The organism is Halomicrococcus pelagicus (assembly GCF_050954125.1).
This window is the reverse complement of sequence record NZ_JBPBWC010000006.1, coordinates 27,278-52,567: the sequence shown is the minus strand read 5'-3', so window position 1 is coordinate 52,567 and position 25,290 is coordinate 27,278. Positions and strand designations below refer to the sequence as shown.

The window sequence follows — 25,290 nt, the reverse complement described above, 5'->3', positions numbered from 1 at the left end:
ACGACTCCCGGCCCGAGTGTCGGGTATGCCAGCCCAATCGCTCGTGGTGGGGTACGACGAACTCGCGGCCCTGAAGCTTCTCGCGCTCGACGGTGCGCTCGACAGCGAGGTGAAGGTCTCGTGTGCCGACCTCGCCGACCGACTCGACGCCTCCAACCAGACGGCCTCGCGTCGCCTCCAGCGCCTCGACGAAGCGGGCCTGGTCACCCGCGAGATCGTCAGCAATGGTCAGTGGGTGTCCATCACCGACGACGGCGAGTGGGAACTCAAGCGGGAGTACGAGGACTACCGGCGCATCTTCGAGAACGTGGCCGGCGTCGACCTCACGGGGACGGTCACGGGCGGGATGGGCGAGGGCCGCCACTACATCTCGCTGCCGGGCTACAACGAGCAGTTCGTCGACCGACTGGGCTACGAGCCGTTCCCCGGCACGCTGAACGTCGAACTCACCGACGAGAGCATCCGCGCCCGGTCGGCGATGGAGTCGCTCGACCCGGTCCCCATCGACGGCTGGGAGGACGGCGACCGCACCTACGGTCCGGCGGTCTGTTACCCCGCATCGGTGGAGACCGCGGAGGGCGAGACGTACGACGAGGCGCACGTCATTACGCCCGAGCGGACCCACCACGACGAGGACCAGCTCGAACTCATCGCCCCCGTGAAGCTCCGCGAGACGATGGACCTCGCGGACGGCGACCACCTCACCGTCCACGTCGAGGAGGCACCATGAGCCAGACCGCCGCCGGCAGCGTCGAGCGCGCCGTCGAAGCGTTCCGCGACGGTTCGCCCGTGCTCGTCCACGACGCGGCCGACCGCGAGGGCGAGACGGACCTCGTCTATCCCGCGAGCGCCGTCACTGCCGACGCCGTCGCACACCTGCGCAACGACGCCGGCGGCCTCGTCTGCGTCGCGCTCACCGCCGACGTCGCCGAGGCGTTCGGGCTGGCGTACATGGACGAGATACTCGACCACCCCGCGAGCGAGGCGCACGAACTCGGCTACGACGAGCGGTCGTCGTTCTCGCTGACGGTCAACCACCGCGACACGTACACCGGCGTCACCGACGAAGACCGCGCATTGACCATCAGGGAACTCGCCAGCGCCGCCACGAACCCCGACGGCACCGACTTCTCCGAGCGGTTCCGCGCGCCAGGACACGTCCACCTGCTGCGCGCCGCCCCGAACCTGCTCGACGAGCGCCGGGGCCACACAGAACTCGGAATCGCGCTTGCCGACGCCGCGGACCGCGAACCCGCCGTCGTCGTCTGCGAGATGCTGGACGACGAGACGGGCGGCGCGCTCTCGCCCGCCGACGCCCGGACGTACGCCGAGCGACACGACCTCCCGTACGTCGAAGGCGCGGCGATAGTCGAGACGCTCGCCTGACTACTCCCCGCCGGTAGCGATTTCGACGCCCCTGACCTCGAACCGCGCGCCGCCGCCGGTCGCGTCGGTCACGGTGACGTCCCAGCCGTGCGCCTCGACGACCTCTCGAACGATAGCGAGACCGAACCCCGTCCCGCCGGAGGAGGAGTTGCCGTACTCGAACACTTCCCGCCGTTCGTTCGGCGGGATTCCCGGCCCGTCGTCTTCGACGTAGAACCCGTCGTCGACGACGCCGACGCGGATTTCCACGTCCTCGTCGCCGTGCTCGACCGCGTTGCGGAACAGGTTCTCGAACACCGTCTGGAGTCGGTTCCCGTCGGCCGACAGCGTCCGGTCCGCGACGTCGAGGACGAGGGTCACGTCGCTCGTTTCCACGTTCCCCCATGCGCTCTCGACGACGGACGACAGCGCGACCGGCGCCGGTTCGCCGATGGTCTGTCCGTCCCGGGCCATCGCCAACAGGGTCTGGATGATGGTCTCCATCCGGTCGTGTGCGCGCTCGACTTCGTCGAAGTCGTCCGGGTCGCCCTCCTCCCTCGCCATCGTCAGGTACATCTGGGCGATAGACAGCGGGTTCCGGAGGTCGTGGGAGACGACGCTCGCGAACTGCTCCAGTTTCCGCTCGCGCTGCTTGCGGTCGGTGACGTCCTGCGAGAAGCTCAGACCAGCGAGTATCTCACCGTCGGCGTCGCGTACGGGTGTCGCCCACGTCTCGAAGATGCGGCCGGCGAACTCGACCTCGGCGAAGTCCGTCTCGCCGTCGAGTGCGGTGCGGAAGAGCGCTTCGAGGTGGTCGGCCGTCTCTCCGGAGAATATGTCCTGGACGGTCTCTCCTTCCAGGTCGTCGGCCGAGACGTCGAGTTCGTCCCAGATAGCGCCCTCGACGAGCGTGTACCGTAGGTCGTGGTCGTAGAGGCCGACCGCGCCGTCCGGGAAGTGCTCGGCGAGCGTGCGGTAGCGCTGTTCGGACTTCTCGAGCGCCCGCCGCTGTTCGACCTGTTCGGTGACGTCCTGGGACATCCCCATTCCGGCGAACACCTGCCCGTCGTCGTCTCGAACCGGAATCGCCCGGATGCGAAGGACGTGGTCGCCGTAATCGACTTCGAAACGGCTCTGTTCACCTTCGATGGCGGTACGGTAGTGACGCTCGAACGCATCTCGCACCTCCGGGGGGTGGACGTCGCGGACGTGGCTCCCGACGAGTTCGTCGGGGTCGACGTCGAGTTCGTCGGGGAGCGTCCCCTCCACCAGGGTGTACCGCAGGTCGTGGTCGTAGAGGACGACCGTGCCGTTCGGGAAGTGCTCGGCGAGCGTGCGGTAGCGCCGTTCGGACTCCTCGAGCGCTCGCTCGCGCTCCTTGCGTTCCGTCACGTCGCGGACGACGCCGATTCGCTCGTGCCCCGACTCGGTCGGGAGCAGGGCGAACGTCGCCTCCGTGGGCACCGAATCACCGCTCTTCGTCCGCAGTTCCGCCTCGTCGGTGACGGTATCGCTGTCGCCCGACAGCAGTTCGTCGTATATCGCCAGTCCGCGCTCCGCGGCTTCGTCGTCGACGACGAGCGAGACATGCGCGCCGATCAACTCCTCGCGGTCATATCCCGTCATCTCCGCGTACGCGCGGTTCACGAGCGTGAACCGTCCTTCCTCGTCGACGGTGTAGACGCCGTCCTCGATGGTCTCGAAGAGGAGTTCGTACCGTTCGAGTTCGAACTCGCGTCGCTTTCGCTTCGAGATATCGTCGAAGTAGACGGAGAGACCGGACGCCGAGGGGTAGACGTTGACCTCGAGCCACGAACCGACCGGCGGATAGTACGCTTCGAACTCCAGCGGCTCCTGGGTATCCATCGCTCGTTCGAACTGCTCGCGGAACTCCGTGGAGACGACGTCGGGATGTCGCTCCCAGACTAGCTCTCCCACCAGGGTCTCGGGCGTACCGTCGAACACCGCCGCCGCCTGTTCGTTCGCGTACGTGAACCGCCACCGCTCGTCGAGCGCGAAGAAGGCGTCGTCGATTCGCTCGAACACGTCGCCGAGTTCGGCCCGTAGCTCGTCGCGCTGTCGTTCGAGTCGCCGCGCCTGCGTCTTGAGCGCGGTGATGTCCTCGCCGGCCGCGACCATTCGCTCGACGGTCCCGTCGTCGTCCACGATGGGAGCGACGCTCACCGAGAGCCAGCGTCTGTCCCCGTCGGAGAACTCTATCTGTACCTCCTCGTTGTATATCGCCGTGCTCGATTCGACGGCGCGAGCGAAGGGTCGCTCGTCCGGGGGGAGCGGCTCTCCGTCGGCGTCGTACACCGACCACTCCGCGGACTGGCTCCCGTCTCCCCCACCCGTGATATCGAGTATCGTCTCGGCCCGGGGGTTCGCCCGCTCTATCGTTCCGTCCGGCGCGAGAACGGCGATTCCGACGGGGCTCGTGTCCAGCACCTGCTGGAGGAGGTCGCGCTCGCGGTGGAGTTCGCGCTCCTGCTCGCGTCGGTCGGTCAGGTCCTGCGTGACCTTCGCGTACCCGTATAGCGACCCCTCGTCGTCGTCGTAGAGCGCAGTGATGGTGACGCTCGCCCAGAACCGTGAGCCGTCGCTTCGAACCTGCCAGCCCTTCTCCTCCACGACGTTCCCCTCGGTGGCGGCCGCGAGGGTCCGCTCCGGAACGCCTGCCTCGACGTCCTCGTCGGTGTAGAACGTGGAGAAGTGTTCGCCCACTATCTCCGCTGCGTCGTACCCTTCGATTCGCTTCGCTCCCTCGTTCCACGTGGCGACGCGTCCGTCGGGGTCCAGCAGGTAGATGGCGTACTCCTCGACCGCTTCGACCAGCGACTTGAACTGCGTCTCGCCGGACGTCTTCGGGCCGGTCTGGCGCCACCACACGCGAGTCCCGTCGACTCGCTTGCTCCCTACGTCACCCCGCGCTGCCAGTTCGTCGAGCGCGTCGGCAGCGGCCGCGCGAGAACAGCCCAGTTCCGCCGCGAGCTCGCCCGCTGTGACGGGCTCGCCCGTCGCCCCCGTCTCCTCGACGACAGCGAGGACCTCGGTGAGCGGACCCGGCTCGAAACTCATAGGGCCACCACTCGGTCGCACCAACAAAATCCTTCCGCGACGATTCACGGAGTCTGTGCCCCGAGCAGCTATCGTCACTGGACGGAGGTGCGCGAGCTTCGATGCGGACTCTCCACGGAGGACGGCGGTCGACTGACGCTCGGAGACCCGACGAGCGCCCCGGAGTCACAGAATCGACACCAGCGCGGCGAGACCGAACGCGACCAGTCCGACGGCGTAGAACAGTTGGTCTGCGTCCGCGGGTCTGCTGTCGCGCGCCGCGAACGTCTCGTTCCCTCGGGCTTCGAGGCCGGCAGAAGACCCGACGACATCGCCGCCGGTCGTCGGGCCGCCGCCGCCGCTGTCGACGGCGGCCTTGCCGATGAGGAGCGCGCCGACGGCGATGGCACCGAGGAGGCCGTACGCGTGATACGGTGACGGAAGGACGTACGCGACCGCGACCGTTCCGCCGCCGAGCAGCGTGTACAGGCCACCGTACCGGGCGAGAAACTCCCAGTTCATGTGACCCGTGACGCGACCGGCGTATATATGCTTTCGTCCGGACAGGTGTCTGGCGAAAACGCCGTCAGTTCAGCGTCGCCAGGTTCTCGTCGAGTACGTCCTGCAGGACCTCGCGCGCGTGGCCGTCCGGGTCGACGCCGCGGTACGTCGCCTTCACCTCGCCCTCGTCGAGGACGAACGTGGTCCGCGGGGCGGCGTTCCCGTCGAGGTCGACTCCGAACGCGTCGGCTATCTCGCCGTCGGGGTCAGCGAGCAGGTCGAAGTCGAGGTCGTACTTGTCGGCGAACGCCTCGTGGCTCTCCACGTCGTCGGTCGAGACGCCGTACACCGCCACGCCGGCGTCGCGGTACGACGTCATCTCCTCGTTGAACTGTTTCGCCTCGACGGTACAGCCAGGCGTGTCGTCGCGCGGATAGAAGTAGAGCACGGTCGGAGCCTCGAACGAGACCGACACCGTCTCGCCGCGCTGGTTGGTCGCCTCGACCTCGGGCGCGTCGTCGCCTGTTTCGAGCGTCATACTCGACAGTATTGGCCCGCAGGACAAGCCGTTTGTGGTCGGAAAACCGGCCGCCGTCGGTCACCCGATGTCGATCTCTCTGGACTCCTCCGTCCCGTCTATCTTCGGCAGCGTCACCGACAGGACGCCGTTGTTGTACTCCGCGGTGACGTTCTCCCCGTCGACCGGTTCGGGTAGCGAGACCGAGCGGCTGACCGACTGCTGGCTACGCTCTCGACGGAGATATTCGCCGTTTCCTTCCTCTATCTTCTCCTCTCGCTCGGCGTCGATGCTGAGTCGGTCGTCGTGGAGGCGGACGTCGATGTCCTCTTTCTCGAAGCCCGGCAGGTCGACGGTGACGACGAACTCCTCGCCCCTGTCGGCCACGTCGAGCGACATTTGCGTCCCGCCCTGCCAGCCGAGGCTCCCGGTGGACTCCTCGAACTGCTGGCCGACGCTCTCGAACTGCCGGCTCATTCGGTCGAACATCTCTTCGAGTTCGTCGAACGGATTTCCTCGTCTTGCCATGGTAACTCCCCCCAGGCAGTTCGACGGCCAGGCGTTAAAAGCTCACGTCCCGGCGAACTCTTATCTTCGCTGCGGTCACAGAGACGAACCATGAGCGACGAAGAGCCCGGAGCCGTCAAGAAAACCATCCGAACCGTGACGCCGTACTACCGCGGCAGGCCCGATACGGAGATGACGACCATTGGAATCGTCTACTTCCTCGGCCTGGTCGTCCTGCTCGTCCCGCTCCTGCCGTTCCTCCTCATCGTGTGGCTGGTCTCGAAGTTGACCGGGCGGGCGGCCCGGCAATCGCCCGTGGGCGGAGAGGAGTAGCTACTGTCCGGTGCCGACGAGTTCGAAGGCGTAGCCGTTGTCGTTCTCGTCGGCGTGCTCGTAGACGACGTGGGCGGCTGCGACGTCCTGGATGGCCAGGCCGGTGCTGTCGAAGACGGTGACGCCGTCGTCGTCGGTGCGACCCTCCACGTCGCCGACGACGATGTCGCCGATTTCGCCGTGGATGTCGTCGTCCGTCAGCGTCCCCTCGTGGTAGGGGACGTTTATCTCGCCGGAGTGGGTGGTCTGGGCGTGGTCGTCGATGACGATCTTCGCGTCGAGCAGGAGTTCGTCGGCGAGTTCGTGCTTGCCCTCGGCGTCCGCGCCCATCGCGTTGACATGCGTGTGCTCGCCGACGTCCTCGCGGGTGACGATGGGGTCCTCGACGGGCGTCACCGTCGAGAGCACGTCGCAGGCCGCGGCCTCGGCGATGGAGCCCGCGCGCACGTCGAACTCGTCGCCGAAGTAGTCGACGAACTCGGCGATCGCCTCCTCGTCGGGGTCGCTGACGACGACCTCCTCGATGGGGCGAATCTCCGAGATGGCCTCGAGTTGCGTGTACGACTGGACGCCCGCGCCGACGATGCCCATCGACGTGGCGTCCTCGACTGCGAGGTGGTCCGTGGCGACGGCGGCCGCCGCGCCGGTGCGCTTCATCGTCAGCTCCGTGCCGTCCATGATGGCCAGCGGGAACGCGTTCTCGGGGTCGGAGTACACCATCGTTCCCATGACCGTCGGCAGGTCGAACCGATCGGGGTTGTCCGGGTGGACGTTCACCCACTTGATGCCGGCGGCGTCCCAGTCCGCCGCTTCCAGGTAGGCGGGCATCGAGCGGAAGTCGCCGTTGTACTGCGGGAGGTCGATGTACGACTTCGCGGGCATCTGGGCGTCCCCACGCGCGTACGCGGCGAAGGCGTCCTCGATCGCCCGGATTACTTCGCCCATCTGCGTGTTCGCGTCCACGTCGTCCTGGTTCAGCAGGAGCGTCTCCATACCCGAACAGTTCGTCCGCCTCCACTATAAATTACCTAAAACGGTGTCGAATCGTGCAGGGCTTGCCATGCAGGTTCCCGGAGTTTAACACTGGTTCTCGCTGAAGCTGACCCCATCGGTCCGAACGCGGACGGTGAGGCGGTTGCAGTCGGTCGCGTGCCACTCGCGACTCCTCGCTGGCATTCCGTCCACGGCCACCGTGAGGTCGTACGTCCCGTACTCGGCGAGGTCCTTCAGGACGGTTTCCCCGGCGAAAACCGGGCTGTCCGTCTCGTTTTTCACGGTACGGTCGTTGGCACGGGGGTCGTGATTCGAGCGAAGAATCGTATAGCCGGCGAGACAGCCAACCGTCGCGAGAGCCGACGTACGGAGGAACGGGCGGCGTCGCATATCGGGACACTGGTTCATCGTAATAAATCTCTTCGTACGTAACGCATCGAAGAAGCTCCCGAGCTACAGTTGGCTTTACCGGGACCCGTCGTATGCGAACGACGTGGTTAGGCGGATTTCTCGCAGTCGGTACTCGTTTCGGCTTCGCTCGCGTCTGCACCGTCCCCAGCACGTTCTCCTGGCTGGAAACCGTACGTTCGCACGACATCATGGACGACTCGTTCTACCCGAGACCTCCCCGGCGAATCCGACAGCGAATCGGTCCTGTCGTCGACCGAATCGCCCGTCGAGTTGGCCAACCGGACTACCGTGTCCGGCCCGCGGGATACGTCGGAACCGTCCACCGTTCGATAGACGACATCGAATCGACGCTACGCGACGGGGGGTTCGTCTGGGACCCGATGAGCCTGTACCATTACACGCCGGCGGGCAGCACCACCGACGGAAGCTGGGTGTACCGGCCGTCGCAGTTCGCCGGTCGACAGCTACACGTCGTGCTCTTCGCCCAGACCGAGAATCGCATCGACGTCTACGCCCACGAGGAGTACAACTGGAAGCGGCATCCGCTCAAACACGCCAAGGAGGAGGACATTCGCCGCCACGAGGGGTCCGCCGAGATGCGGCGGTGGCTGGAGAAGCGAGGGGTAGCGTACGAGTGCGAACCGAAGATAATTCGCAGAGCCGAACAGGTCGTCGAGCGTGTCCGGGAGCGCATCCACGGGCGTGACTTCGCCCCGCCGTTCGGCCTTTGGGGCGGGACGCGATAGCGGCCTCACGTTCTCCCGGTTCGGAGCTGAGACGAGTCTCGTCCGCGAACGACCGGTCAGGGTTCGAAAGAAGCAGGAAATCGGTCGGAAAGACGAAATCGGTTCGACGCTTCGGCCTGCCGTCAGGCCGATTGCGGTCGTGCGGTACGGCGTGAATCGGGGGTGGGTGCAGTGGGCTCGCGGCCTATTCTACATCGCGCCGCCCATGCCGCCCATACCGCCCATGCCGCCCATGCCGCCGCCAGGGCCGCCGGCCTCGTCGTCGCCCTTGTCGGTCGACAGGTCGCCGGCGGAGATGATGTCGTCGATTTTGAGCACGAGGTTCGCGGCCTCGGTGGCACTGGAGACGGCCTGCTCTTTGGCGTGGGCCGGCTCGACGACGCCAGCCTCGAAGGTGTCCTCGACCTGGCTGCTGAAGACGTTCAGACCCGAGCGGACCTCACCGTCCTCGTGGGCCGCGCGGAGGTCGACGAGCGTGTCGATGTTGTCGAGGCCCGCGTTCTCGGCGAGCGTGCGCGGAACGAGTTCCAGGGAGTCGGCGAACGCCTCGACGGCCAGCTGTTCGCGGCCTTCGACGCCGTCCGCGTAGTCGCGGAGGCGGGAGGCGAGTTCGACCTCGATGGCACCGCCGCCGGCGACGACGCGGCCGTCGCTGACGGTCTGGGCGACGACGTCCAGCGCGTCCGTGACGCCGCGCTCGAGTTCGTCGACGACGTGGTCGGTGGAGCCGCGCAGGAGCAGGGTGACGCCGTGGGAGTCCTCGCCCTCGACGTAGAACATCTCGTCGTCGTCGTCGCGGGTGACGCTACCCGAGGCGACGTTGGCCTCGCTCGCGCTGTCGAGGTCCGAGACGATGTCCGTGTTGAGGACCTCGCGGAGGAACTGGACGTCGCTCTTTTTCACGCGACGGACGGCCAGGATGCCCTCCTTGGCGAGGTAGTGCTGGGCCATGTCGTCGATGCCCTTCTGGCAGAAGACGACGTTCGCGCCCGTGGCCTTGATCTGTTCGACCTTCTCCTTGAGCTGTTTCTCCTCCTGGTCGAGGAAGTTCTGGAGCTGGTCGGGGTCGTTGATGGAGATCTCGGTGTCGACGTCGGTCTCCTCGACCTCGATAGCCTCGTTGAGCAGGAGGATCTTCGCGTCCTCGACGCTGCTCGGCATGTTGTCGTGGACGGGGTCCTTGTCGACGACCGCGCCCTCGAGCAGCTCGGACTCGCCGGCGGAGTGGCCGGTCTGGGTCTCGATGTTGACGAACTCCAGGTCGACCGTGTCGTCGACGGTGACGTTCTGGACCGCGCTGACGATGATCTCGCTCAGTCGCTCCTTGTTGAGCTCCGCGCCCTTGCCCGTCATGGAGGTCTCGGCGACCTTGCGGAGGAGGTCCTCGTCCTCGGTGTCGACGTTCTCCGCGATGTCGTCGATCTCCTCGCGAGCCTTCTGGCTGGCGAGGTGGAAGCCCTTGATGACCGCGGTCGGGTGGATGTCCTGTTCGAGGAGGTCCTCGGCGTTCTTCAGGAGTTCGCCTGTGACCGCGACGGCCGTCGTGGTGCCGTCACCCGCTTCGTCTTCCTGGGTCTCGGCGACCTCGATGATCATCTCGGCCGTCGGGTTGTCGATGTCCATCTCCTTGAGGATGGTCACGCCGTCGTTCGTGATGGTGACGTCGCCCATCGAGTCGACGAGCATCTTGTCCATCCCTTTCGGGCCGAGTGTCGAACGCACGGCGTCCGCGACCGCGCGGGCCGCCGTGATGTTGTGTTCCTGCGCGTCCTTGTCCTTGACTCGCTGCGAGTCTTCGGACATTACGATCATCGGCTGGCCTTGCATTCGCTGACTCATAGTACAGTTCCGACATTGATTGTGATTCTATATAAAAGTAACGACGGTGCGAGTTCGTGTGGTTGCCGTCTCACCACGCGCGGAGCCGAAAAACCGACTGACTGCGGGCAGAAACGAGGAGTAGCGTGTGAACTCGTGACACGATACTAGTCGTCGAACGGGTCTCTCTTCCCGGGGTTTAAATGTAATCGTCGGGGTCGACCGCCGGTGAAGGAAGTGCGAAGTATCGGTTACTCGTCGCCGACGAGGACGTGTTCGATGTCGTACGACCCCAGTCGGCGAACCCAGCCCTTCTCGGCGACCTCCTCGATCGCCGCTATCGCTTTCTGGGCGCGCTCCTCGTACAGTCCGGCCGAGAAGTCGACGTGGAAGACGTAGTCGCCGAGTCGTTCGCCGCTGGGCCGGGACTCGACGCGCGTGAGGTTCACGTTGCGGTCGGCGAACGGTTCGAGCAGTTCCAGCAGGAGGCCGGGGTAGTTGGCGTTCGGGTAGACGACCACCGAGGATTTCCCGCCGGCCTCCGAGCGCTCCTCGGCGGGCGCGAGGACGAAGAAACGCGTCGCGTTCGACGTGCGGTCCTGGATGCCCTCCGCGAGCACGTCCAGGCCCCGGGCGCTGTCCGGATGGGCGATGGCGGCTATCGAGGGGTCTTCGCGGGCGCGTTCGACGCCCCTGGCGGTGCTGGCGACCGCCTCGTGGGACACCTCGGGGTACTCGGATTCGAGGAACGACCGGCACTGCGCGAGCGCCTGGGAGTGGCTTGCGACGACCTCGAACTCCGGCCCCTGCGCGACCAGCGCGTGCCGGATGGGCGTCACGAGTTCGCGGACGACCGCCACGTCGTTGTCGGCGAGGGCGTCCAGCGTCTCGGTGACGCTACCTTCGATACTGTTCTCGATCGGGACAACGCCGCGCGGGAACTCGCCGGAGACGACCGACTCCACGATGGCCGTGACCGATTCGCGGAACTCGACGTCGTCGGCGACTGCGCGGGCGGCCCGGTGGGAGTAGGTGCCCGACGGACCGAGCGTGACTGCCTGCATCGGTTCGCCGTTTCGCGCCCGGGGGGAAAAGCGCGTCGGGGAAGTCCTCGACGTTCTTTTTTCGCCGCCTCCGGTCACGGTCCGCGGTCGGCGCTCGCGAGGTCGAAGAAGAAGAAGAAGAGCGACGGCGAGAACCCTCGCCCTACCGGTTCAGCGTGTGAATCGCGTGGTCGAGCGCGTTCTCGGCGGCCTCCATGACGGCCTCCGAGAGCGTCGGGTGCGTGTGGACGGTCGCGGCGACGTCCTCCAGGGTCGCGCCCATCTCGATGGCGAGGCCGAGTTCGGCGATGAGTTCCGAGGCCTCCGGCCCGACGATCTGTGCGCCGAGCAGGAAGCCGCTCGGCTCGTCGGCGACGATGCGGACGAAGCCCTCGGCGTGGTTGGTCGTGAGCGCGCGACCGCTGGCCTGGAACGGGAACTGGCCGACGGTCGGCTCGAAGCCCTGCTCTGTTGCCTCCTCCTCGGTCATCCCGACCGTGCCGATTTCAGGGTCGGTGAACACCGCGGCGGGCATCGCCTGGTAGTCGACGGCCGCGGGCTCCCCGGCGATGACCTCGGCGGCGACCTTGCCCTCCGTGCTCGCCTTGTGCGCGAGCATCGGTTCGCCGGCCACGTCGCCGATGGCGTGGATGTGCTCGACCTCGGTGCGAGTGCGGTCGTCCGTCTCGATGAAGCCACCGTCGTCCGTCTCGATGCCGGCGTTCTCCAGTCCGAGCGTGTCAGTGACGGGTTCGCGTCCGACCGCCACGAGGACCTTCTCCGCGCCGAACTCCGATATCTCGCCGTCCTCGTCTTCGGTCCTGACGGTGATGCCGCCGCCGGACTCCTCCCAGTCCTTGGCGGCCTCGCCGAAGTGGAAGTCGATGCCGAGGTCGTCGGCCTTCTTCCTCACTGGGCGCGCGAGGTCGTCCTCGTACCCCGGCAGCACCGAGTCGAGCATCTCGACGACGGTGACGTCGCAGCCGAGGCGCGCGAACACGCCGGCCAGTTCCATCCCGATGTAGCCCGCGCCGACGATGACGAGGCTCTCGGGCACGTCGTCGAGCGCCAGGGCCTGCCGGGAGTCGAGCATGGGGTCGTCGCCGAAGTCGAAGCCCGGAACTTGGATGGCCCGCGACCCCGTGGCGACGATGGCGTGCTCGAATTCGACGGTCTCCGCGCCCTGCCCCTCGCCGCCGTGGACGATTCGCGCGGAGTTCTCGCCCGCGAACTCGGCGCGGCCCTCCATCAGTTCGACGCCGTTGGCCTTGCAGAGCTTCTCGACGCCGCCGGTCAACTGGTCGACCACGCCGTCCTTCCAGTCGACCATCTCGGCGTAGTTCACGTCGAGTTTCGTGTAGATGCCCATGTCTTCGGCGTTGTTCGCCTCGTGGGCGAGTCCCGACGCCGTGATCATCGCCTTCGACGGGATGCAACCGTAGTTCAGGCAGGTGCCGCCGTAGGCGTCTTTCTCCACGAGCGTTACGTCGAGGTCGAGCTGACCCGCGCGGATGGCGGCGACGTAGCCACCCGGTCCAGCGCCGACGACTAGCACGTCCGTTCCGGTCGAGATATCTCCGACGACCATTACCCGAAACGACAGGCTACCGGGTAAAAAATGAGGCGGATTCGGGCGTCCCCACTGAAAAATGGCATGTCATAGTAACCCACAGTAGTGGGTGGGTGACGGCGCTACTGGACGGTGATGGGAACGAGCACCGACCCGGGTGACGGACCGACCCTCGCGCGCGTCGTCGGGAGGTACCGCGACGAGATTCTGGCCGCCCTCCTGATAGCCATCGGCGCGACCACGAGCGTCGCGCCGACCGCGGACCTCGTCGGGGGCGCGATGGTCGGCATCGGCGCTGCGGCGTGGGTGGACGACTGGCTCGCGAACTGACGCGGTAGCGGTTCGATCCGGGTCGGACGGAGCCGTCGGCGGAGCGGGGACCCTTCTCTCGCCGTCCGGTCCCGGTCGAACGTCAATTTGATTACCCTTCGGGGAGAAGCGGGCCACACGTTGAACAGCGGCTCCAGGCCGATTCCGCCGTTCCGGTAATTCCGGGAACGGACCGGGTTCGGCTGGCTCGCCAACTGTGGGCCGTCCGACGACGCGGCCGGAATCGCGACCGGTCGCGGGCCTCGTCGGACGGTCACGCTGTTTGGCACCCGGCTCCGCGCTCTGTGCGTAGCCGTGCGTGAGCCCCTTCTCTCGGCCCCGACCGTCGAGCGCAGGGCGTGGGCTGCGTCGCCTTCCGACCGTCCGCGTCAGCCGAATCCACGTCGATGTACGACACCGCTCCACCGCGACTGAATCGCTACCGACAGCACCGCGTCCGAAACAAACCGCAGACCGGGAGGCGGACCCGCCGATGAGGCGGGCGCCCTACGAACTGGCGCTCGAATCGCGGGTGTCCGGCGCGCGCCCGAAGTATCGGTTCCGAACCGCCGACGGCGTCGTCTCCAAGCGGTCGTTCCGGACGCCCGAACTACTGCTGCTGGAGTCGCTCTGGGACCGCGACCTTGGTCGGCTCCTGTGCCCGCAGGCGAACTACGGCGTCACCGGGGTCGTGCTCGCGGACGCCGCCGCCGCGGTCGAGATGACCGAGACGAGCGCCCGCGCGGCTTGTCTGTGCGAACGCAACGCCGGGGAGAACAGCGTCGAGGCGTCGGTTTCGGTCGTCGCGGACCTGACGACCCTCGAAGGCGAGTTCGACACCGTCGCCTACGCTCCGAAGCGGTACGCGCCGCTGGCCGTCGGCAAACAGCGCGTCGCGAACGCGCTCGCGGTGCTCCGTCCCGGCGGGAGCGCCTACGTGGCGGCGTCGAAGGAGACGGGCCTCGCCCGGTACGAGGACCAGCTTCGCGACGTCGCGGTGGACGTGACGTCCGTCGCCAAACGAGACGGTTACCGGCTCCTCGAAGCGACCCGACCGGAGATGTTCGACCCGCCGTCGTACGTCACGCCGCGGACGCGCCGCCCCACCGTCGACGGCGTCGACCTCGCGCTCGCGACGGTTCCCGGCGTGTTCGCCGCCGGAGGGCTGGACGACGGCACCCGACTGCTCGCCGAGGCCAGTACGGTTTCGGACGGCGACCGCGTGCTGGACCTCGCCTGCGGGTACGGCGCACTCGGCGCGTACGCCTCGCTCGCCGCAGACTGCGAGGTCTGGCTCAGCGACGACGACGCGGTCGCCACCTCGTGCGCGGAGCGTAGCCTCCGCGCGTCGGGAGCGACGGGGACCGTCGTCACGGCCGACTGCCTCGCGGGGGTCGCGGACCGGACCTTCGACCGGGTCCTCTGCAATCCGCCGACCCACGCGGGCGGCGACGTGCTCTCGGAACTGTTCGCCGGCGCTCGCAACGTGCTCGCGCCCGACGGGGAACTCGCTTTCGTCCACCACCGCGAACTGACCCTCCGGGAACATCTCGCTCCCTTCGGAGACGTCGAAACCCGCCGCACCGGTCGGGAACACGTCGTCCGCACTGCGACGCCGTAGCCTCCCGGGCTCGTCCCGCCGTCGAGACGCGCGGACGCCCCACCGGAAAAGAAGTCGGACCGCTACTCCAGCAGGAGCAGGTTCGGGTTGTTGAGGTACTCCAGCACCTGGTTGGCGAACTCCGCCGCCACCGCGCCGTCGATGATACGGTGGTCGATGGAGAGCGAGATGGGCAGCGTGTAGCGCGCCTCCACCTCGCCGTCGACGACAGTCGGCCGCTGTTTCAGTTCGCCGAGACCGAGGATGGCGACCTCGGGATGGTTGATGATGGGCGTGGCGTACTCCCCGCCGATGGCACCGAAGTTCGTGATGGTGAAGGTCCCGCCCTGCATCTCCTCGCGGGAGATGGTGCGGTCGCGGGCCTTCTGGACCAACTCGTTCATGTCCGAGGCTATCTGGAGCATGTCCTTCTGGTCGACGCCCTCGACGACCGGCACCATCAGGCCGTGGTCGGTGCCGACCGCGACGCCGATGTTGTAGTAGTTCTTGAGGACGATCTCGTCGTTCTCCTCGTCCAGCGCGGAGTTGAGGTAGGGGAAGTCCTTCAGCGCCGCCACGATGGCCTTCATGACGAAGGGCATGTACGTGAGGTGGATGCCGCGCTCCTCCGCGACCTCCTTGAGTTCCGCGCGCGTATCCACCAGTTCCGTCACGTCGATGGTGTCGTGGTGGGTGACGTGGGGAGCGGTGTACTTCGAGTGCTCCATCTGCTGGCCGATGGTCTTCCGGATGCCCCTGTAGGGAACCCGCTCCTCCTGCGGCCCCGTCTCGCCCGTCGCGACCGCCGCGGCGTCGGCCTGCTGGGCCTGCTGCTGCGCTTCGGCGTACTCCATCACGGCCTCCGGCGTGACGAACGCCTCGCCGTCGCGCTCCTCGGTGGCGGGGACGGCGTTCAGGTTCACGCCCTGCTCCTCGGCGATGCGCCGGGTCGCGGGCGCGGCCAGCGTGCGCTCGCGGTCAGCCGACTCCGGCTGCGCGGGCGTCGACGCTCCGGCCCCGGACGGCGCGCCGGATTCGGCGTCGACGCCGCCGGTGTCGCCCGCCTCGGGCTCCGCGGGGGCCTCGACCGTCTCCGGTTCCGTCGACCCGGATTCGCCGCCCTCGGCGGCGTTGCGCACGTCCTGTTCGGTCACGCGGCCGCTCGGTCCGGTGCCCTCGACCGCGGCGATGTCGACGCCGAGTTCGCGCGCGAGACGACGGGCACTCGGCGCGGCGAACACGCGTCCCTCGGTCGTCTCGGTCTCCTCGCTCTCCGAGGCCCGTTGCGCCTCGCCTTCCTCGGAGACCGCCGGCTCTTCGGCGACCTCCTCCTGGGACTCGGTCGTCTCCTCGCTCTCGGCGCTCTCGGTGGTCGTCTCTTCGCTCTCCTCGCCCTCCACGTCGAACGTGATGAGGACGTCGCCGACGGGGACGACGTCGCCCTCTTCGGCGCGCAGCTCGCGGACCGTCCCGTTGACGGGCGACGGCACCTCGACGATGGCCTTGTCCGTCTCGACCTCCGCGACCGGCTGGTCCTCGCTGACGGCGTCGCCCTCCTCGACCAGCCAGCTGACGAGTTCGCCCTCGGCGACGCCCTCGCCAACGTCCGGAAGCTTGAATTCGCGTACCATGTTAGAAGCTCACCGCGTCCCGGATGCCCTCCTCGATGCGGGCCGGTTCGGGCAGGTAGTAGTCTTCGAGGCTGTACAGCGGGAAGGGCGTGTCGAAGCCGGTGATGCGCTCGACGGGCGCTTCCTGGTACAGCAGCGCCTCCTCCTGGATGGTGGCGGCGATTTCGCCGCCGAGACCGCCGGTCTTCGGGGCCTCGTGGACGACCGCCGCGCGACCGGTCTTCTTGAACGACTCGACGATGGTCTCGTCGTCGAGCGGCGACACCGTCCGGAGGTCGACGACCTCGACGTCGATCTCGCCCTCCAGGTTCTCGGCGGCCTCCAGCGTCGGCCGGACCATCGCACCCCAGGTGAACACCGAGATGTCGCTGCCCTCCTCGCGGACCGCGGCCTCGCCGATGGGCACCTCGTAGGACTCCTCGGGCACCTCGTCGCGGAACGCCCGGTAGATGAGTTTGGGTTCGAGGAAGATAACCGGGTCGGGGTCGCGGATGGCGCTCGTGAGCAGTCCCTTCGTGTCGTACGGCGTGCTCGGCATGACTACCTTCAGTCCGGGCTGGTGGGCGTACATCGCCTCCATCGACTCGGAGTGGTGCTCGGGCGCGCGGATACCGCCGCCGTACGGCGCGCGGACGACCATCGGGCACGTGAACCGACCGCGACTGCGCGCCCGCAGGCGCGCGGCGTGGGAGACTATCTGGTCGAACGCCGGGTACATGAACCCGGAGAACTGCATCTCCGGCACCGGCTTCAGGCCGTACGCGGCCATCCCGATGGCGGTCCCGACGATGCCGGACTCCGCCAGCGGCGTGTCGATGACGCGCTCCTCGCCGAACTCCTCGTAGAGTCCCTCCGTGGCGCGGAACACGCCGCCGTTCTTGCCGACGTCCTCACCCATGACGATGACGTCGTCGTCCTGTTCCATCTCCGTGTACAGTCCGTCCCGGACCGCCTGAACGAGCGTGAGATTCTCGGTTTCCTGCGTGGTTTCGGCCTGGCTCATGATTTAGTCCTCCAGAAGTGCTTCGTCGCCGTGCTTCTCGCGAATCTGCTCGAACCAGTCGAGCTGCTCCCGTAGCCGCTTGGGCATGTCCTCGTAGACGCTCGCGAACATCTCCTCGGGGTCGGGGCGCTCGACGGCCTCCGCCGCGTCGATGGCGTCCGCGACGCGGTTCTCTATCTCCGACTCGATGGCGTCGACCTTCTCGTCGTCGAGCCGTCCCGTGTTCCGGAGGAACGACTCAAGCCGCGGAATCGGGTCTTTCTGCTTCCAGCGCTCGACCTCGTCGTCGTCCCGGTAGACGGAGGGGTCGTCGGCCGTCGTATGCGCGCCGAAGCGGTACTGCACCGCCTCGATGAGCGTCGGGCGCAGGTCGTCCTCGCCGGGATTTTTCGCCTTCTCGACGGCGTCGCGCGTGACCTTGTAGACGGCGAGCGGGTCCATCCCGTCGACCTGCACGCCCTCGAAGCCGTACGCCTCGGCCTTCTGGGCGATGGTCTCGCTGGCCGTCTGGCGTTCGCGCGGGACCGAGATGGCCCACTGGTTGTTGTTGCAGAAGAACACCGTCGGCGTGTCGAAGACGCCGGCGAAGTTCAGCCCCTCGTGGAAGTCGCCCTCGCTGGTCGCGCCGTCGCCGAAGTAACAGAGGAACGCCTTCTCCTCGCCTTTGAGCTTCGACGCCCACGACGCGCCCGTCGCGTGGGGAATCTGGGTGGCGATGGGCACTGCCACGGTGAAGATGTTCGCGTCGTCGGGGATGGCGTTACCCTGCTCGTGGCCCATCCAGTACAGCAGGGTCTGTTTCAGCGACAGACCGCGAACGAGCGCCGCGCCGTGTTCGCGGTAGCTCGGGAATATCCAGTCGTCGTCGGCCAGCGCGTGGGCGCTCCCGATCTGTGCCCCCTCCTGCCCGGAGAGCGGCGGGTAGGTACCCATCCGACCCTGCCGCTGGAGGCTGACCGCCCGCTCGTCGAAGCGACGAGCGAGTTTCATCTCGCTGTAGATGCTCAATAGCTCCTCGTCGGAGAGGTCGGGTACGTCCGCGTCCTCTACGACGTTACCGTCCACGTCCAGCACCTGTACGCGTTCACGGGGATCTTGATGTACGATGCTCACGGTCGGACCCGTCCTGACATGTACAGAAAATCTTTCGCTCGGGTTATAGGGTTTTCGTAACCAATTTTCATAGCTATCCCTCTGGCGGCAATTTCTCGTCGAAATCACCACCCAGTACCGAGTCACGCTCGAAATTCTAAAATTACTCCGCATATAATCTGCGTTCGTGAAGAACCTGTCGCGGTTATCCGGGGATTAGCTGGACAAACGGCAAGAATTGCGTCGAACCCGGCAGGAGGAGAGAGCCCCGTTCGTCGCCTCCTTCCGCGACAGGTCCACGAGGAGTCGTCCGACTAGTCGCTGGCGGAGACCGCTCGCCGCGCTTCGTCTCTGGCCTCCTCGACGGACTTCCCGTCCCGGACGACGGCGTCCACGAACAGCTCGCCCGCCTTGTACGACGAGCGCACCATCGGACCGCTGGCACAGTAGAGGAATCCGAGTTCGTCCTCGGCGACCCGCCGCCACGTCTCGAACTTCGCCGGGTGGACGTACGACTCCACGTCGAGGTGGGTGCGCGACGGCTGGAGATACTGCCCGAGCGTGACGACGTCGACCTCGACCTCCCGGAGGTCCGAGAGCGTCTGGTACACCTCGTGGTCGTACTCGCCTACCCCGAGCATGATGCTCGTCTTCGTGTAGATGTCCGACTCGCGCTCGACCTGTTCGAGCACGGCGAGGCTCTGCTCGTAGCCCGCCCGCGGGTCGCGCACCGGTTGCTGGAGGCGCTCGACCGTCTCGACGTTGTGAGCGACGACGTCCGGTTTCGCGTCGATTATCTTCCCGATGAGCTCCTCGTCGCCCTGGAAGTCCGGAATCAGCACCTCGACGAGAATCGACGGGTCACGTTCCTTGATCTCCCGGATGGTCCGCGCGAAGTGGGCCGCGCCCTGCCCTTCGAGGTCGTCGCGGTCCACGGACGTGAGAACGACGTAATCGAGGCCGATTTCAGCCACCGCGCTCGCCACGTTCGCGGGCTCGTCGGGGTCGAGCGGCTGTCCGCCGCCGGTGTCCACGTCACAGAACCCGCAGTTGCGCGTGCACTGGTCGCCCATCAGCATGAACGTCGCTGTACCGCCGCTGTCGGAGCCACGTCCGCTCCAGCACTCGCCGAGGTTCGGACAGTTCGCCTCCTCACAGACCGTGTGGAGGTCGTGGTCCCGGAGCGTCTGCTTGATGCCCGTGAACTCCTGGCCGGACGGGGGTTGCATCTTCAGCCAGTCGGGTTTCCGGCGGCGACTCATGGATGGTTGGTTGGAGGCGCGCCGACAAAAGGATGCGGTATCCGCCCGCACGGCGGGTCCGCCGAGCGTTCACCGCCGTTCCGCTACCGTCGTCCGCCCGCCGTCGACCCCCCGGCGACGGACGAACGCCGTCCTTTACCCGGCGAAACCATGGTTTCGCTCCGTTTCTTTCCCGTAACCCCCGCATAACAAAGGACGACGACGCCGTAGTGAGTGATATGAGAATAAACGGATGGGACTGGCTGAGTCTGTTGCTGGTCATCGTGGGCGCGATAAACTGGGGCGTCATCGGCGTGACGAGTCTGACGGACACGCGACTCAACATGGTCGATGCGGCGAGCGAGGTCATCTTCCAGCCGGGCGTCGCCGAGACCGTTGCCGCGCTCGTCTACGTGCTCGTCGGCATCGCCGGCGTGTACCTCCTCTACACGGGTTACAAGATGTCCAAGATAAATCGACGAGTCGCCCGGCGGCAGGAGCGCACCGCCGAACAGGGAGCCGAACAGCGCCAGACCGAATAACGGACCAGGCACCAGACAGGTAACCGACGCACCGACCGCCGAGTTCCGCCGTCCGGTTCGCCAGACGGCGCTGCCGACTTTTTCTTCGGGACGCGAGACGCGGACGGACTCGCTCTGACGAGCCACTGGAAAGAGTTATTCCACGGGTAGTCGTCACATGCAGAGAAATGCCCCTCGTCCGGACTGTGGCAGACGTACCCGTCCGTATCTATAAATACCAGCGGGATTTTACAACATCCTAATAGACCTAAACCATGCTCGACGTCTCACGGGACGAAATAACGGACGGCTCGCTAACGCGGGCTCTCCTCGTTCTCGCCGCTCCGCTGGTGATGCAGAACTTCGTGCAGGTCGGTCAGCAGGTCATCGACACGTTCTGGGTCGGTCGACTCGGCGAGAACGCCGTTGCCGCCGTCGGGCTGAACTTCCCGCTCTCCGCGTTCCTCCTCGCGATCTTCGTCGGCATCAACGCCGGGACGCAGGTGCTCGTCTCCCAGCGCGTCGGTGCTGACGACCTCACCGGCGCGCGCCGGGCGGCGTTCCACGGCATCGTCCTCGCACTCGGCACCGGACTGGCGCTGGGCGTCGCCGTCTTCGCGCTCTCCCCGAACGTCATCGCGCTGTTCGGAGCGGAGCCGGCAGTCGCCCGGCTGGCGGCCACCTACCTCGCCACCTACGCGCTCGCGTTCCCCGTGATGGGTATGAGCGACGCCATCGAGATGGGGTTCATCGGCTGGGGCGACTCCCGCGCGGCGCTGTACATCAACGTCACCGCCGTCGTCGTCAACATTGTCCTCGACCCGTTCCTCATCTTCGGGTACTGGATTCCCGGCTTCGACGGACTCGGCATCCAGGGCGCGGCGCTCGCGACGGGCCTCGGCTACGGTGCCGGGTTCCTGCTCGCGCTCGGAATGATGCTCAGGGGCCGCGACGATTACACCCTCACCAGGGCCTCGGCGACCCTCCGCCTCGACGACGCGCGCGAACTGGTCGACGTCGGGCTTCCGCGGACCGGCCAGCACGCCGCCGCCCAGTCGGTGCGCGTCCTCATTATCGGCATCGCGGCCGCCGCTGGGGGGTCGGCCGCGCTCGCGGCGTACACCGTCGGCGCTCGCATCGCCAGCGTCGCGTTCATTCCGGCGAGCGGACTCGCACAGGCCGCCCAGAGCGTCGTCGGACAGAACATCGGGGCCGACAATCCGATGCGGGCCAGTCGGACGACGTGGGTCGGTGCGGCCATCGCCATCGTCGGCCTCTCGCTCATCGGCGTCGTCCAGTGGTTCGTCCCCGAACTGCTGGCGAACCTCTTCGTCCCCGACCTCACTCCCGACGGCCTCGCGCTCACCGTCGACTACCTCCGGATTCTCGTCTTCGGCTACTGGGGAATCGGGGCGATGTCCCTCTTCAACGCCGGATTCAACGGCGCTCGAAAGACCAGGACGAGCATGGTCGCCGACCTGGTGAAATACTGGGGCGTGCGCCTTCCCATCGCCGCGGGTGGCGTGTTGCTGGTGGACGGCGTCGGCGTTCACGCCGTGTTCTGGGCGGTCACCGTCTCGAACGTCGCCGGCGCAGTCGGGACCGGCGCGTACTACTACTACACGACGAACAACGGGATGCTGGAACGCGCGGTCGAGGTCGCATCCAGCCCGGCGGACTGACGGCTCGTCGGCCGGGTCGAAGGGGAAAGAACGAGGAGCGCGGAGCGTGTGACCGCACTGGAGTCCAGCGACCGCGCCTACTTAAACTCCCGGTGGCCGAGGTGAAAGTGAAAACGCAAGAGGGCGTCGGGGAAATTTCGCCGTCTGCCCTCCGTCAGCGCGGTGTCTGACGGTCGGCGCGCGGAGGACGGTCGACCGTCCCGTCGTCAGTCGCTCGCGCCCGCCACGTCGACGCGGACCGACCGTTCCGCGACGAACCGGCGGACGCGGTCGGCGAACGGCCCGTCGCCCGGCCACGAGGCGTCGGCGTCGAGGGCGTCGGGGTCGCCGACGTAGACGGCGACCGTCTCGCCCGCCGTCGTCGGAACGTCGACCCGGACGTACAGACCGCTGTCGACGCCCTCGTACGCGTCGATGGGAGCGACGTCCGGCGTGGCGAGAATGCGACCGCCGGTCCGGCCGCCGGGTGCCAGCGTCGGGTACCGCCCGTCCTCGGGGTGGAGTCCCTCCAGCACGGCGTCGCCGACGAACGCGAACGAGTCGACGACCGTCGCGACGCGGTCGGGGTCGGTGAGCGTCCCGTAGACGAAGACCCTCATCGCGGGCGGAGCGACAGCACTTTCACGCGCCCGACGGCGTCGAAGTCCCGCAGGCGGTAGGTCAGTTCGCGGACGCGCTCGGCCGGTCCCAGGCAGAAGGCGGTTTCGAGACACCAGTCGCCGTGGTGGACGTGGCTGGTCGCGTCCACGACGGCGTCGAACTCGTGCTGGATGGCGTGCAGGTCGTCGACGACGGACCCGTGCTCGTAGTCGAACGCCAGCACGGCGGCCACGTCGCCCGAGAGGTCCTCGAACTGCGAGTGGGCCTCGGTGTACTCGCGCATGGCTTCCCGCACCGCACGCGAGCGGGAGTCGAGGCCCTGTCGCTGCCACGTGTCGTCGAACGCGTCCAGCACGTCCTCCGGTACGTTGAGGCTGGTTCGCATGGTATGGCGTTCGCGGTATTACGCCTTCAGACGTTCGATAATAACAACCACTTTCCGGGGACCGGCCCGAGTCCCGGTCGATGCTCGACGTGGAACTGGCCGTGCTGGTCGGGACGGTCGGACTCGGTCTCGCGCACGGCGTCGAACCGGGGCACGGCTGGCCGGTCGCCGCCTCCTACGCGCTCGACCAGACGAACAAGTGGCTCTACGGCTTCGCGGCGAGTTTCGTCATCGGCGTCGGCCACCTCGTCAGCAGCATCGCCATGGTGCTCGCGTTCTTCTGGGCGAAGCGGTACTTCGACCTCGCGCAGGTGAACGAGCCGTTGACCGTGTTCGGCGTGCAGGTTGGCGGTCCGGTGAGCGTCGTCGCGGGCGTCCTGCTCGTCGCGCTGGGGGCCCGGGAGTACTTCCACGGCCACTCCCACGACCACGGCGGTTCGCACGACCACGGGGATTCTCACGGCCATCGCGACCACTCTCACGACGGCCGTTCCCACGACCACGGGAACTCTCACGACCACTCGCACGGCCACCACGACCACGGTGACGACGGCCTGCTCGCGACGGTGAAGACGGCGCTCCCGTTCGTCGGCGGGCACACTCACGGCTCGATGGACGAGGCGACCGACCGCGGCCTGTGGGGCATCGCGGGCTTCGCCTTCCTGCTCGGGTTCGCCCACGAGGAGGAGTTCGAGATCATCCTGCTCTGTTCTGGGTCGCAGTACTGCCTCGAACTCATGACGATCTACGCGCTGACGGTCATCTTCGGCATCGTCGGCCTGACGCTGCTGCTCATCGCCGGGTACGAACGCTACGAGGAGCGTGCCGAGCGCTACGCCGACTACCTCCCGGCGTTCTCCGCGGCGGTCCTGATACTGATGGGCCTCGGGTTCGTCGCGGGACTGTTCTAGGTTACCCCTTCCAGTACACCCAAACCGTCTGCACGAGAATCACGTTGCGTGACGACCGACGCGACCGAGGCCGGCCCCCTGCGAGCGCGCGTGCTGGCGGTCTGGCGGCGCGTGTTCGACCTCTCGTGGCCGGTGATGGCCGAGCAGGTGCTCCGCACGCTGATGCGGACCACCGACATCGTCGTCACGGGGCTGTTCTCGCCCGCCGCGGTCGCGGCCATCGGTCTCGCGGACCTCTACGCACGCCTCCCGCTCCGCATCGGTCTCGGACTCGGCGGCGGTGCCATCGCGCTCTCGAGCCAGGACACCGGCAGCGGCGCGACCGCGAACCGCGACGAGGCGGTCACGCAGGCCATCCTCGTCGGCGCGCTTACCGGCCTGCCGTTCGTCGCGTTCGGACTGCTCGCGGGGGAGTTCGCCATCTCCGTCCTCGGCGCACCCGACCGCGTAGCGGCGATGGGCGGCACCTACCTCGCCATCATCTTCGTCACCGCGCCCGCCCGCCACGTCGCGCTGATCGGCGCGCGGTCGCTCCAGGGCACCGGCGACACGCGCACCCCGATGTACGTCAACGTCGTCTCGAACCTGCTGAACATCGGGGGCACGGTCGCACTCGGCCTCGGTCTCGGTCCGTTCCCGGAGTGGCGCATCGTCGGCGTCGGGACTGCCACCGCGGTCGGCAACGTCTTCACCGCGGTCGCGCTCCTGCTGGCCATGCGCACCTCGTGGACGGCGGCGTCGTTCGTCCGGCCGCGCGACTGGACCATCACACGCCAGTTGCTCACCGTCAGCGCGCCGCGCATCGCCGAGGGGCTGGCGGCGACCGTCGCGGAGTTCCCGTTCAACGCCATCCTGCTGTCGTTCGGGACGTCGGTCAACGCCGCCTACCAGATCGGTCGCCGGGTGTACCAGCAGGTGACCGGACCGCTCTCGCGAGGATACAACGTCGCGGCCAGCGTCGTCGTCGGGCAGGCGCTCGGCGACGGCGACCCGGACCGGGCGCGGTTCGAGGGCTGGGCGACGACCGCGCTCGGCCTCCTGACGGTCGGTGCCATCGGCGTCGCGCTGTTCGTCGCCGCGGAACCGCTCGTCCGCCTGTTCACCTCGGACGCGAGAACCGCGCGTTACGCCGCCGAGTTCGCCCGCACCTACGGCGTCGCCGCGCCGTTCCTCGTCTCCTACGTGGTCCTCGCGGGGTCGCTGCAGGGAGGCAGCGACACGAAGACGCCGTTCCTCGCGCGGACGACCGGCATGTTCGGCTTCATGGTCGGCTTCTCGTGGCTGTTCGGCGTCTACCTCGGCTACCGCGTCGTCGCGGTGTACGCCGGCATCCTGCTGTACTACGTCTGGGCGACGGCGGTCGTCGGCGCTGGCTTCTACTGGGGCGGCTGGGCTCCCCGCGCGGCGAAGATGATGGCGGAGCGCGGAAGCACGGAGTAGCCGGCGGAGAGCGG

At 67.3% G+C, this 25,290-nt stretch carries 25 protein-coding genes; 10 read left to right on the top strand and 15 right to left on the bottom strand.

Annotated features, from left to right (window positions below; all coding sequences use genetic code 11):
- Nucleotides 1-25: 25 nt before the first annotated feature.
- Nucleotides 26-730 (top strand): DUF120 domain-containing protein, encoded by a 705-nt coding sequence (locus ACRYA2_RS12920; protein ID WP_433628640.1) that lies wholly within the window; start codon nucleotides 26-28, stop codon nucleotides 728-730.
- A complete protein-coding gene (gene ribB, locus ACRYA2_RS12915; protein ID WP_433628637.1) occupies nucleotides 727-1,386 on the top strand; it encodes a 3,4-dihydroxy-2-butanone-4-phosphate synthase in 660 nt (219 codons plus the stop codon). Before ACRYA2_RS12920 ends, ribB begins: the two co-directional genes overlap by 4 nt.
- Here the strand turns inward: ribB and ACRYA2_RS12910 are convergent, their stop codons facing one another.
- The 4 genes from ACRYA2_RS12910 to ACRYA2_RS12895 all read right to left on the bottom strand — a co-directional run bounded on the left by ACRYA2_RS12910 (nucleotide 1,387) and on the right by ACRYA2_RS12895 (nucleotide 5,968).
- Nucleotides 1,387-4,443, bottom strand: a complete 3,057-nt coding sequence (locus ACRYA2_RS12910) for a PAS domain-containing sensor histidine kinase (RefSeq protein WP_433628635.1) — start codon at nucleotides 4,441-4,443, stop codon at nucleotides 1,387-1,389.
- Nucleotides 4,444-4,608: 165 nt separating this feature from the next.
- On the bottom strand, nucleotides 4,609-4,944 hold the full coding sequence (locus ACRYA2_RS12905; protein ID WP_433628633.1) for a DUF8070 family membrane protein: 336 nt from the start codon (nucleotides 4,942-4,944) through the stop codon (nucleotides 4,609-4,611).
- 64 nt (nucleotides 4,945-5,008) lie between these two features.
- Nucleotides 5,009-5,461: a peroxiredoxin gene (locus tag ACRYA2_RS12900; protein WP_433628630.1), complete on the bottom strand. Its 453-nt coding sequence runs from the start codon at nucleotides 5,459-5,461 to the stop codon at nucleotides 5,009-5,011.
- Between the two features lie 60 nt (nucleotides 5,462-5,521).
- Nucleotides 5,522-5,968 (bottom strand): Hsp20/alpha crystallin family protein, encoded by a 447-nt coding sequence (locus ACRYA2_RS12895; RefSeq protein ID WP_433628627.1) that lies wholly within the window; start codon nucleotides 5,966-5,968, stop codon nucleotides 5,522-5,524.
- 90 nt (nucleotides 5,969-6,058) lie between these two features.
- On the opposite strand from ACRYA2_RS12895, the gene ACRYA2_RS12890 reads away from it, so the two are divergent.
- On the top strand, nucleotides 6,059-6,280 hold the full coding sequence (locus ACRYA2_RS12890) for a DUF7535 family protein (protein ID WP_433628625.1): 222 nt from the start codon (nucleotides 6,059-6,061) through the stop codon (nucleotides 6,278-6,280).
- Here ACRYA2_RS12890 and ACRYA2_RS12885 read toward each other — a convergent pair whose 3' ends face one another.
- Together ACRYA2_RS12885 and ACRYA2_RS12880 are read right to left on the bottom strand one after the other, a co-directional pair.
- Nucleotides 6,281-7,273 (bottom strand): ornithine cyclodeaminase family protein, encoded by a 993-nt coding sequence (locus ACRYA2_RS12885; protein WP_433628622.1) that lies wholly within the window; start codon nucleotides 7,271-7,273, stop codon nucleotides 6,281-6,283.
- A gap of 84 nt (nucleotides 7,274-7,357) precedes the next feature.
- Entirely contained in the window at nucleotides 7,358-7,663 is a 306-nt protein-coding gene (locus tag ACRYA2_RS12880) for a hypothetical protein (RefSeq protein WP_433628619.1), read from the bottom strand.
- A 209-nt stretch (nucleotides 7,664-7,872) separates the two neighbouring features.
- Between ACRYA2_RS12880 and ACRYA2_RS12875 the strand changes: the two genes are divergently transcribed.
- Nucleotides 7,873-8,430, top strand: a complete 558-nt coding sequence (locus tag ACRYA2_RS12875) for a hypothetical protein (RefSeq protein ID WP_433628616.1) — start codon at nucleotides 7,873-7,875, stop codon at nucleotides 8,428-8,430.
- Between the two features lie 189 nt (nucleotides 8,431-8,619).
- Here ACRYA2_RS12875 and thsB read toward each other — a convergent pair whose 3' ends face one another.
- From thsB to lpdA, 3 genes are all read right to left on the bottom strand, one after another.
- Nucleotides 8,620-10,269 (bottom strand): thermosome subunit beta, encoded by a 1,650-nt coding sequence (gene thsB, locus ACRYA2_RS12870; RefSeq protein ID WP_433628614.1) that lies wholly within the window; start codon nucleotides 10,267-10,269, stop codon nucleotides 8,620-8,622.
- Between the two features lie 230 nt (nucleotides 10,270-10,499).
- A complete protein-coding gene (gene pheA, locus ACRYA2_RS12865) occupies nucleotides 10,500-11,312 on the bottom strand; it encodes a prephenate dehydratase (RefSeq protein WP_433628611.1) in 813 nt (270 codons plus the stop codon).
- A 142-nt stretch (nucleotides 11,313-11,454) separates the two neighbouring features.
- Nucleotides 11,455-12,879 carry a dihydrolipoyl dehydrogenase gene (gene lpdA, locus ACRYA2_RS12860; RefSeq protein ID WP_433628609.1) on the bottom strand — a complete coding sequence of 475 codons (1,425 nt, stop codon included), beginning with the start codon at nucleotides 12,877-12,879 and terminating at the stop codon, nucleotides 11,455-11,457.
- Between the two features lie 117 nt (nucleotides 12,880-12,996).
- Here lpdA and ACRYA2_RS12855 point away from each other — a divergent pair, with 117 nt between their 5' ends.
- Together ACRYA2_RS12855 and ACRYA2_RS12850 are read left to right on the top strand one after the other, a co-directional pair.
- Complete coding sequence (locus ACRYA2_RS12855) at nucleotides 12,997-13,191, top strand: hypothetical protein (RefSeq protein ID WP_433628606.1); 195 nt, start codon at nucleotides 12,997-12,999, stop codon at nucleotides 13,189-13,191.
- 472 nt (nucleotides 13,192-13,663) lie between these two features.
- Nucleotides 13,664-14,791: a methyltransferase gene (locus ACRYA2_RS12850; RefSeq protein WP_433628603.1), complete on the top strand. Its 1,128-nt coding sequence runs from the start codon at nucleotides 13,664-13,666 to the stop codon at nucleotides 14,789-14,791.
- Nucleotides 14,792-14,853: 62 nt separating this feature from the next.
- On the opposite strand, the gene ACRYA2_RS12845 is transcribed toward ACRYA2_RS12850, so the two are convergent.
- From ACRYA2_RS12845 to lipA, 4 genes are all read right to left on the bottom strand, one after another.
- On the bottom strand, nucleotides 14,854-16,401 hold the full coding sequence (locus ACRYA2_RS12845; protein WP_433628600.1) for a dihydrolipoamide acetyltransferase family protein: 1,548 nt from the start codon (nucleotides 16,399-16,401) through the stop codon (nucleotides 14,854-14,856).
- A gap of 1 nt (nucleotide 16,402) precedes the next feature.
- Complete coding sequence (locus ACRYA2_RS12840) at nucleotides 16,403-17,404, bottom strand: alpha-ketoacid dehydrogenase subunit beta (protein WP_433628597.1); 1,002 nt, start codon at nucleotides 17,402-17,404, stop codon at nucleotides 16,403-16,405.
- A gap of 3 nt (nucleotides 17,405-17,407) precedes the next feature.
- Entirely contained in the window at nucleotides 17,408-18,517 is a 1,110-nt protein-coding gene (gene pdhA / locus ACRYA2_RS12835) for a pyruvate dehydrogenase (acetyl-transferring) E1 component subunit alpha (RefSeq protein WP_433628594.1), read from the bottom strand.
- A gap of 293 nt (nucleotides 18,518-18,810) precedes the next feature.
- The gene (lipA, locus tag ACRYA2_RS12830) at nucleotides 18,811-19,809 is read right to left on the bottom strand and encodes a lipoyl synthase (protein WP_433628592.1); all 999 of its coding nucleotides are present in this window, start codon (nucleotides 19,807-19,809) and stop codon (nucleotides 18,811-18,813) included.
- 167 nt (nucleotides 19,810-19,976) lie between these two features.
- On the opposite strand from lipA, the gene ACRYA2_RS12825 reads away from it, so the two are divergent.
- The gene (locus ACRYA2_RS12825; RefSeq protein WP_433628589.1) at nucleotides 19,977-20,279 is read left to right on the top strand and encodes a DUF378 domain-containing protein; all 303 of its coding nucleotides are present in this window, start codon (nucleotides 19,977-19,979) and stop codon (nucleotides 20,277-20,279) included.
- A 254-nt stretch (nucleotides 20,280-20,533) separates the two neighbouring features.
- Nucleotides 20,534-21,940 (top strand): MATE family efflux transporter, encoded by a 1,407-nt coding sequence (locus tag ACRYA2_RS12820; RefSeq protein WP_433628587.1) that lies wholly within the window; start codon nucleotides 20,534-20,536, stop codon nucleotides 21,938-21,940.
- Nucleotides 21,941-22,146: 206 nt separating this feature from the next.
- Here ACRYA2_RS12820 and ACRYA2_RS12815 read toward each other — a convergent pair whose 3' ends face one another.
- Both ACRYA2_RS12815 and ACRYA2_RS12810 read right to left on the bottom strand, forming a co-directional pair.
- Entirely contained in the window at nucleotides 22,147-22,539 is a 393-nt protein-coding gene (locus ACRYA2_RS12815; protein ID WP_433628584.1) for a gamma-glutamylcyclotransferase, read from the bottom strand.
- Nucleotides 22,536-22,925 (bottom strand): CopG family ribbon-helix-helix protein, encoded by a 390-nt coding sequence (locus ACRYA2_RS12810; protein ID WP_433628581.1) that lies wholly within the window; start codon nucleotides 22,923-22,925, stop codon nucleotides 22,536-22,538. Before ACRYA2_RS12810 ends, ACRYA2_RS12815 begins: the two co-directional genes overlap by 4 nt.
- A gap of 80 nt (nucleotides 22,926-23,005) precedes the next feature.
- Here ACRYA2_RS12810 and ACRYA2_RS12805 point away from each other — a divergent pair, with 80 nt between their 5' ends.
- Nucleotides 23,006-23,836: a hypothetical protein gene (locus ACRYA2_RS12805; RefSeq protein WP_433628579.1), complete on the top strand. Its 831-nt coding sequence runs from the start codon at nucleotides 23,006-23,008 to the stop codon at nucleotides 23,834-23,836.
- 135 nt (nucleotides 23,837-23,971) lie between these two features.
- The gene (locus ACRYA2_RS12800; RefSeq protein ID WP_433629170.1) at nucleotides 23,972-25,276 is read left to right on the top strand and encodes an MATE family efflux transporter; all 1,305 of its coding nucleotides are present in this window, start codon (nucleotides 23,972-23,974) and stop codon (nucleotides 25,274-25,276) included.
- Nucleotides 25,277-25,290: the final 14 nt, after the last annotated feature.

Coding starts and splice junctions, on each gene's coding strand:
- ACRYA2_RS12900 (WP_433628630.1), bottom strand. CDS start 5,461: ATGACGCTCGAAACAGGCGACGACGCGCCCGAGGTCGAGGCGACCAAC.
- ACRYA2_RS12820 (WP_433628587.1), top strand. CDS start 20,534: ATGCTCGACGTCTCACGGGACGAAATAACGGACGGCTCGCTAACGCGG.
- ACRYA2_RS12880 (WP_433628619.1), bottom strand. CDS start 7,663: ATGCGACGCCGCCCGTTCCTCCGTACGTCGGCTCTCGCGACGGTTGGC.
- ACRYA2_RS12875 (WP_433628616.1), top strand. CDS start 7,873: ATGGACGACTCGTTCTACCCGAGACCTCCCCGGCGAATCCGACAGCGA.
- ACRYA2_RS12910 (WP_433628635.1), bottom strand. CDS start 4,443: ATGAGTTTCGAGCCGGGTCCGCTCACCGAGGTCCTCGCTGTCGTCGAG.
- pheA (WP_433628611.1), bottom strand. CDS start 11,312: ATGCAGGCAGTCACGCTCGGTCCGTCGGGCACCTACTCCCACCGGGCC.
- ACRYA2_RS12920 (WP_433628640.1), top strand. CDS start 26: ATGCCAGCCCAATCGCTCGTGGTGGGGTACGACGAACTCGCGGCCCTG.
- ACRYA2_RS12855 (WP_433628606.1), top strand. CDS start 12,997: ATGGGAACGAGCACCGACCCGGGTGACGGACCGACCCTCGCGCGCGTC.
- ACRYA2_RS12805 (WP_433628579.1), top strand. CDS start 23,006: ATGCTCGACGTGGAACTGGCCGTGCTGGTCGGGACGGTCGGACTCGGT.
- ACRYA2_RS12810 (WP_433628581.1), bottom strand. CDS start 22,925: ATGCGAACCAGCCTCAACGTACCGGAGGACGTGCTGGACGCGTTCGAC.
- ACRYA2_RS12825 (WP_433628589.1), top strand. CDS start 19,977: ATGAGAATAAACGGATGGGACTGGCTGAGTCTGTTGCTGGTCATCGTG.
- ACRYA2_RS12840 (WP_433628597.1), bottom strand. CDS start 17,404: ATGAGCCAGGCCGAAACCACGCAGGAAACCGAGAATCTCACGCTCGTT.
- ACRYA2_RS12850 (WP_433628603.1), top strand. CDS start 13,664: ATGAGGCGGGCGCCCTACGAACTGGCGCTCGAATCGCGGGTGTCCGGC.
- thsB (WP_433628614.1), bottom strand. CDS start 10,269: ATGAGTCAGCGAATGCAAGGCCAGCCGATGATCGTAATGTCCGAAGAC.
- lpdA (WP_433628609.1), bottom strand. CDS start 12,879: ATGGTCGTCGGAGATATCTCGACCGGAACGGACGTGCTAGTCGTCGGC.
- ACRYA2_RS12895 (WP_433628627.1), bottom strand. CDS start 5,968: ATGGCAAGACGAGGAAATCCGTTCGACGAACTCGAAGAGATGTTCGAC.
- ACRYA2_RS12890 (WP_433628625.1), top strand. CDS start 6,059: ATGAGCGACGAAGAGCCCGGAGCCGTCAAGAAAACCATCCGAACCGTG.
- ACRYA2_RS12905 (WP_433628633.1), bottom strand. CDS start 4,944: ATGAACTGGGAGTTTCTCGCCCGGTACGGTGGCCTGTACACGCTGCTC.
- ACRYA2_RS12815 (WP_433628584.1), bottom strand. CDS start 22,539: ATGAGGGTCTTCGTCTACGGGACGCTCACCGACCCCGACCGCGTCGCG.
- ACRYA2_RS12845 (WP_433628600.1), bottom strand. CDS start 16,401: ATGGTACGCGAATTCAAGCTTCCGGACGTTGGCGAGGGCGTCGCCGAG.
- ACRYA2_RS12885 (WP_433628622.1), bottom strand. CDS start 7,273: ATGGAGACGCTCCTGCTGAACCAGGACGACGTGGACGCGAACACGCAG.
- ribB (WP_433628637.1), top strand. CDS start 727: ATGAGCCAGACCGCCGCCGGCAGCGTCGAGCGCGCCGTCGAAGCGTTC.
- ACRYA2_RS12800 (WP_433629170.1), top strand. CDS start 23,972: ATGGCCGAGCAGGTGCTCCGCACGCTGATGCGGACCACCGACATCGTC.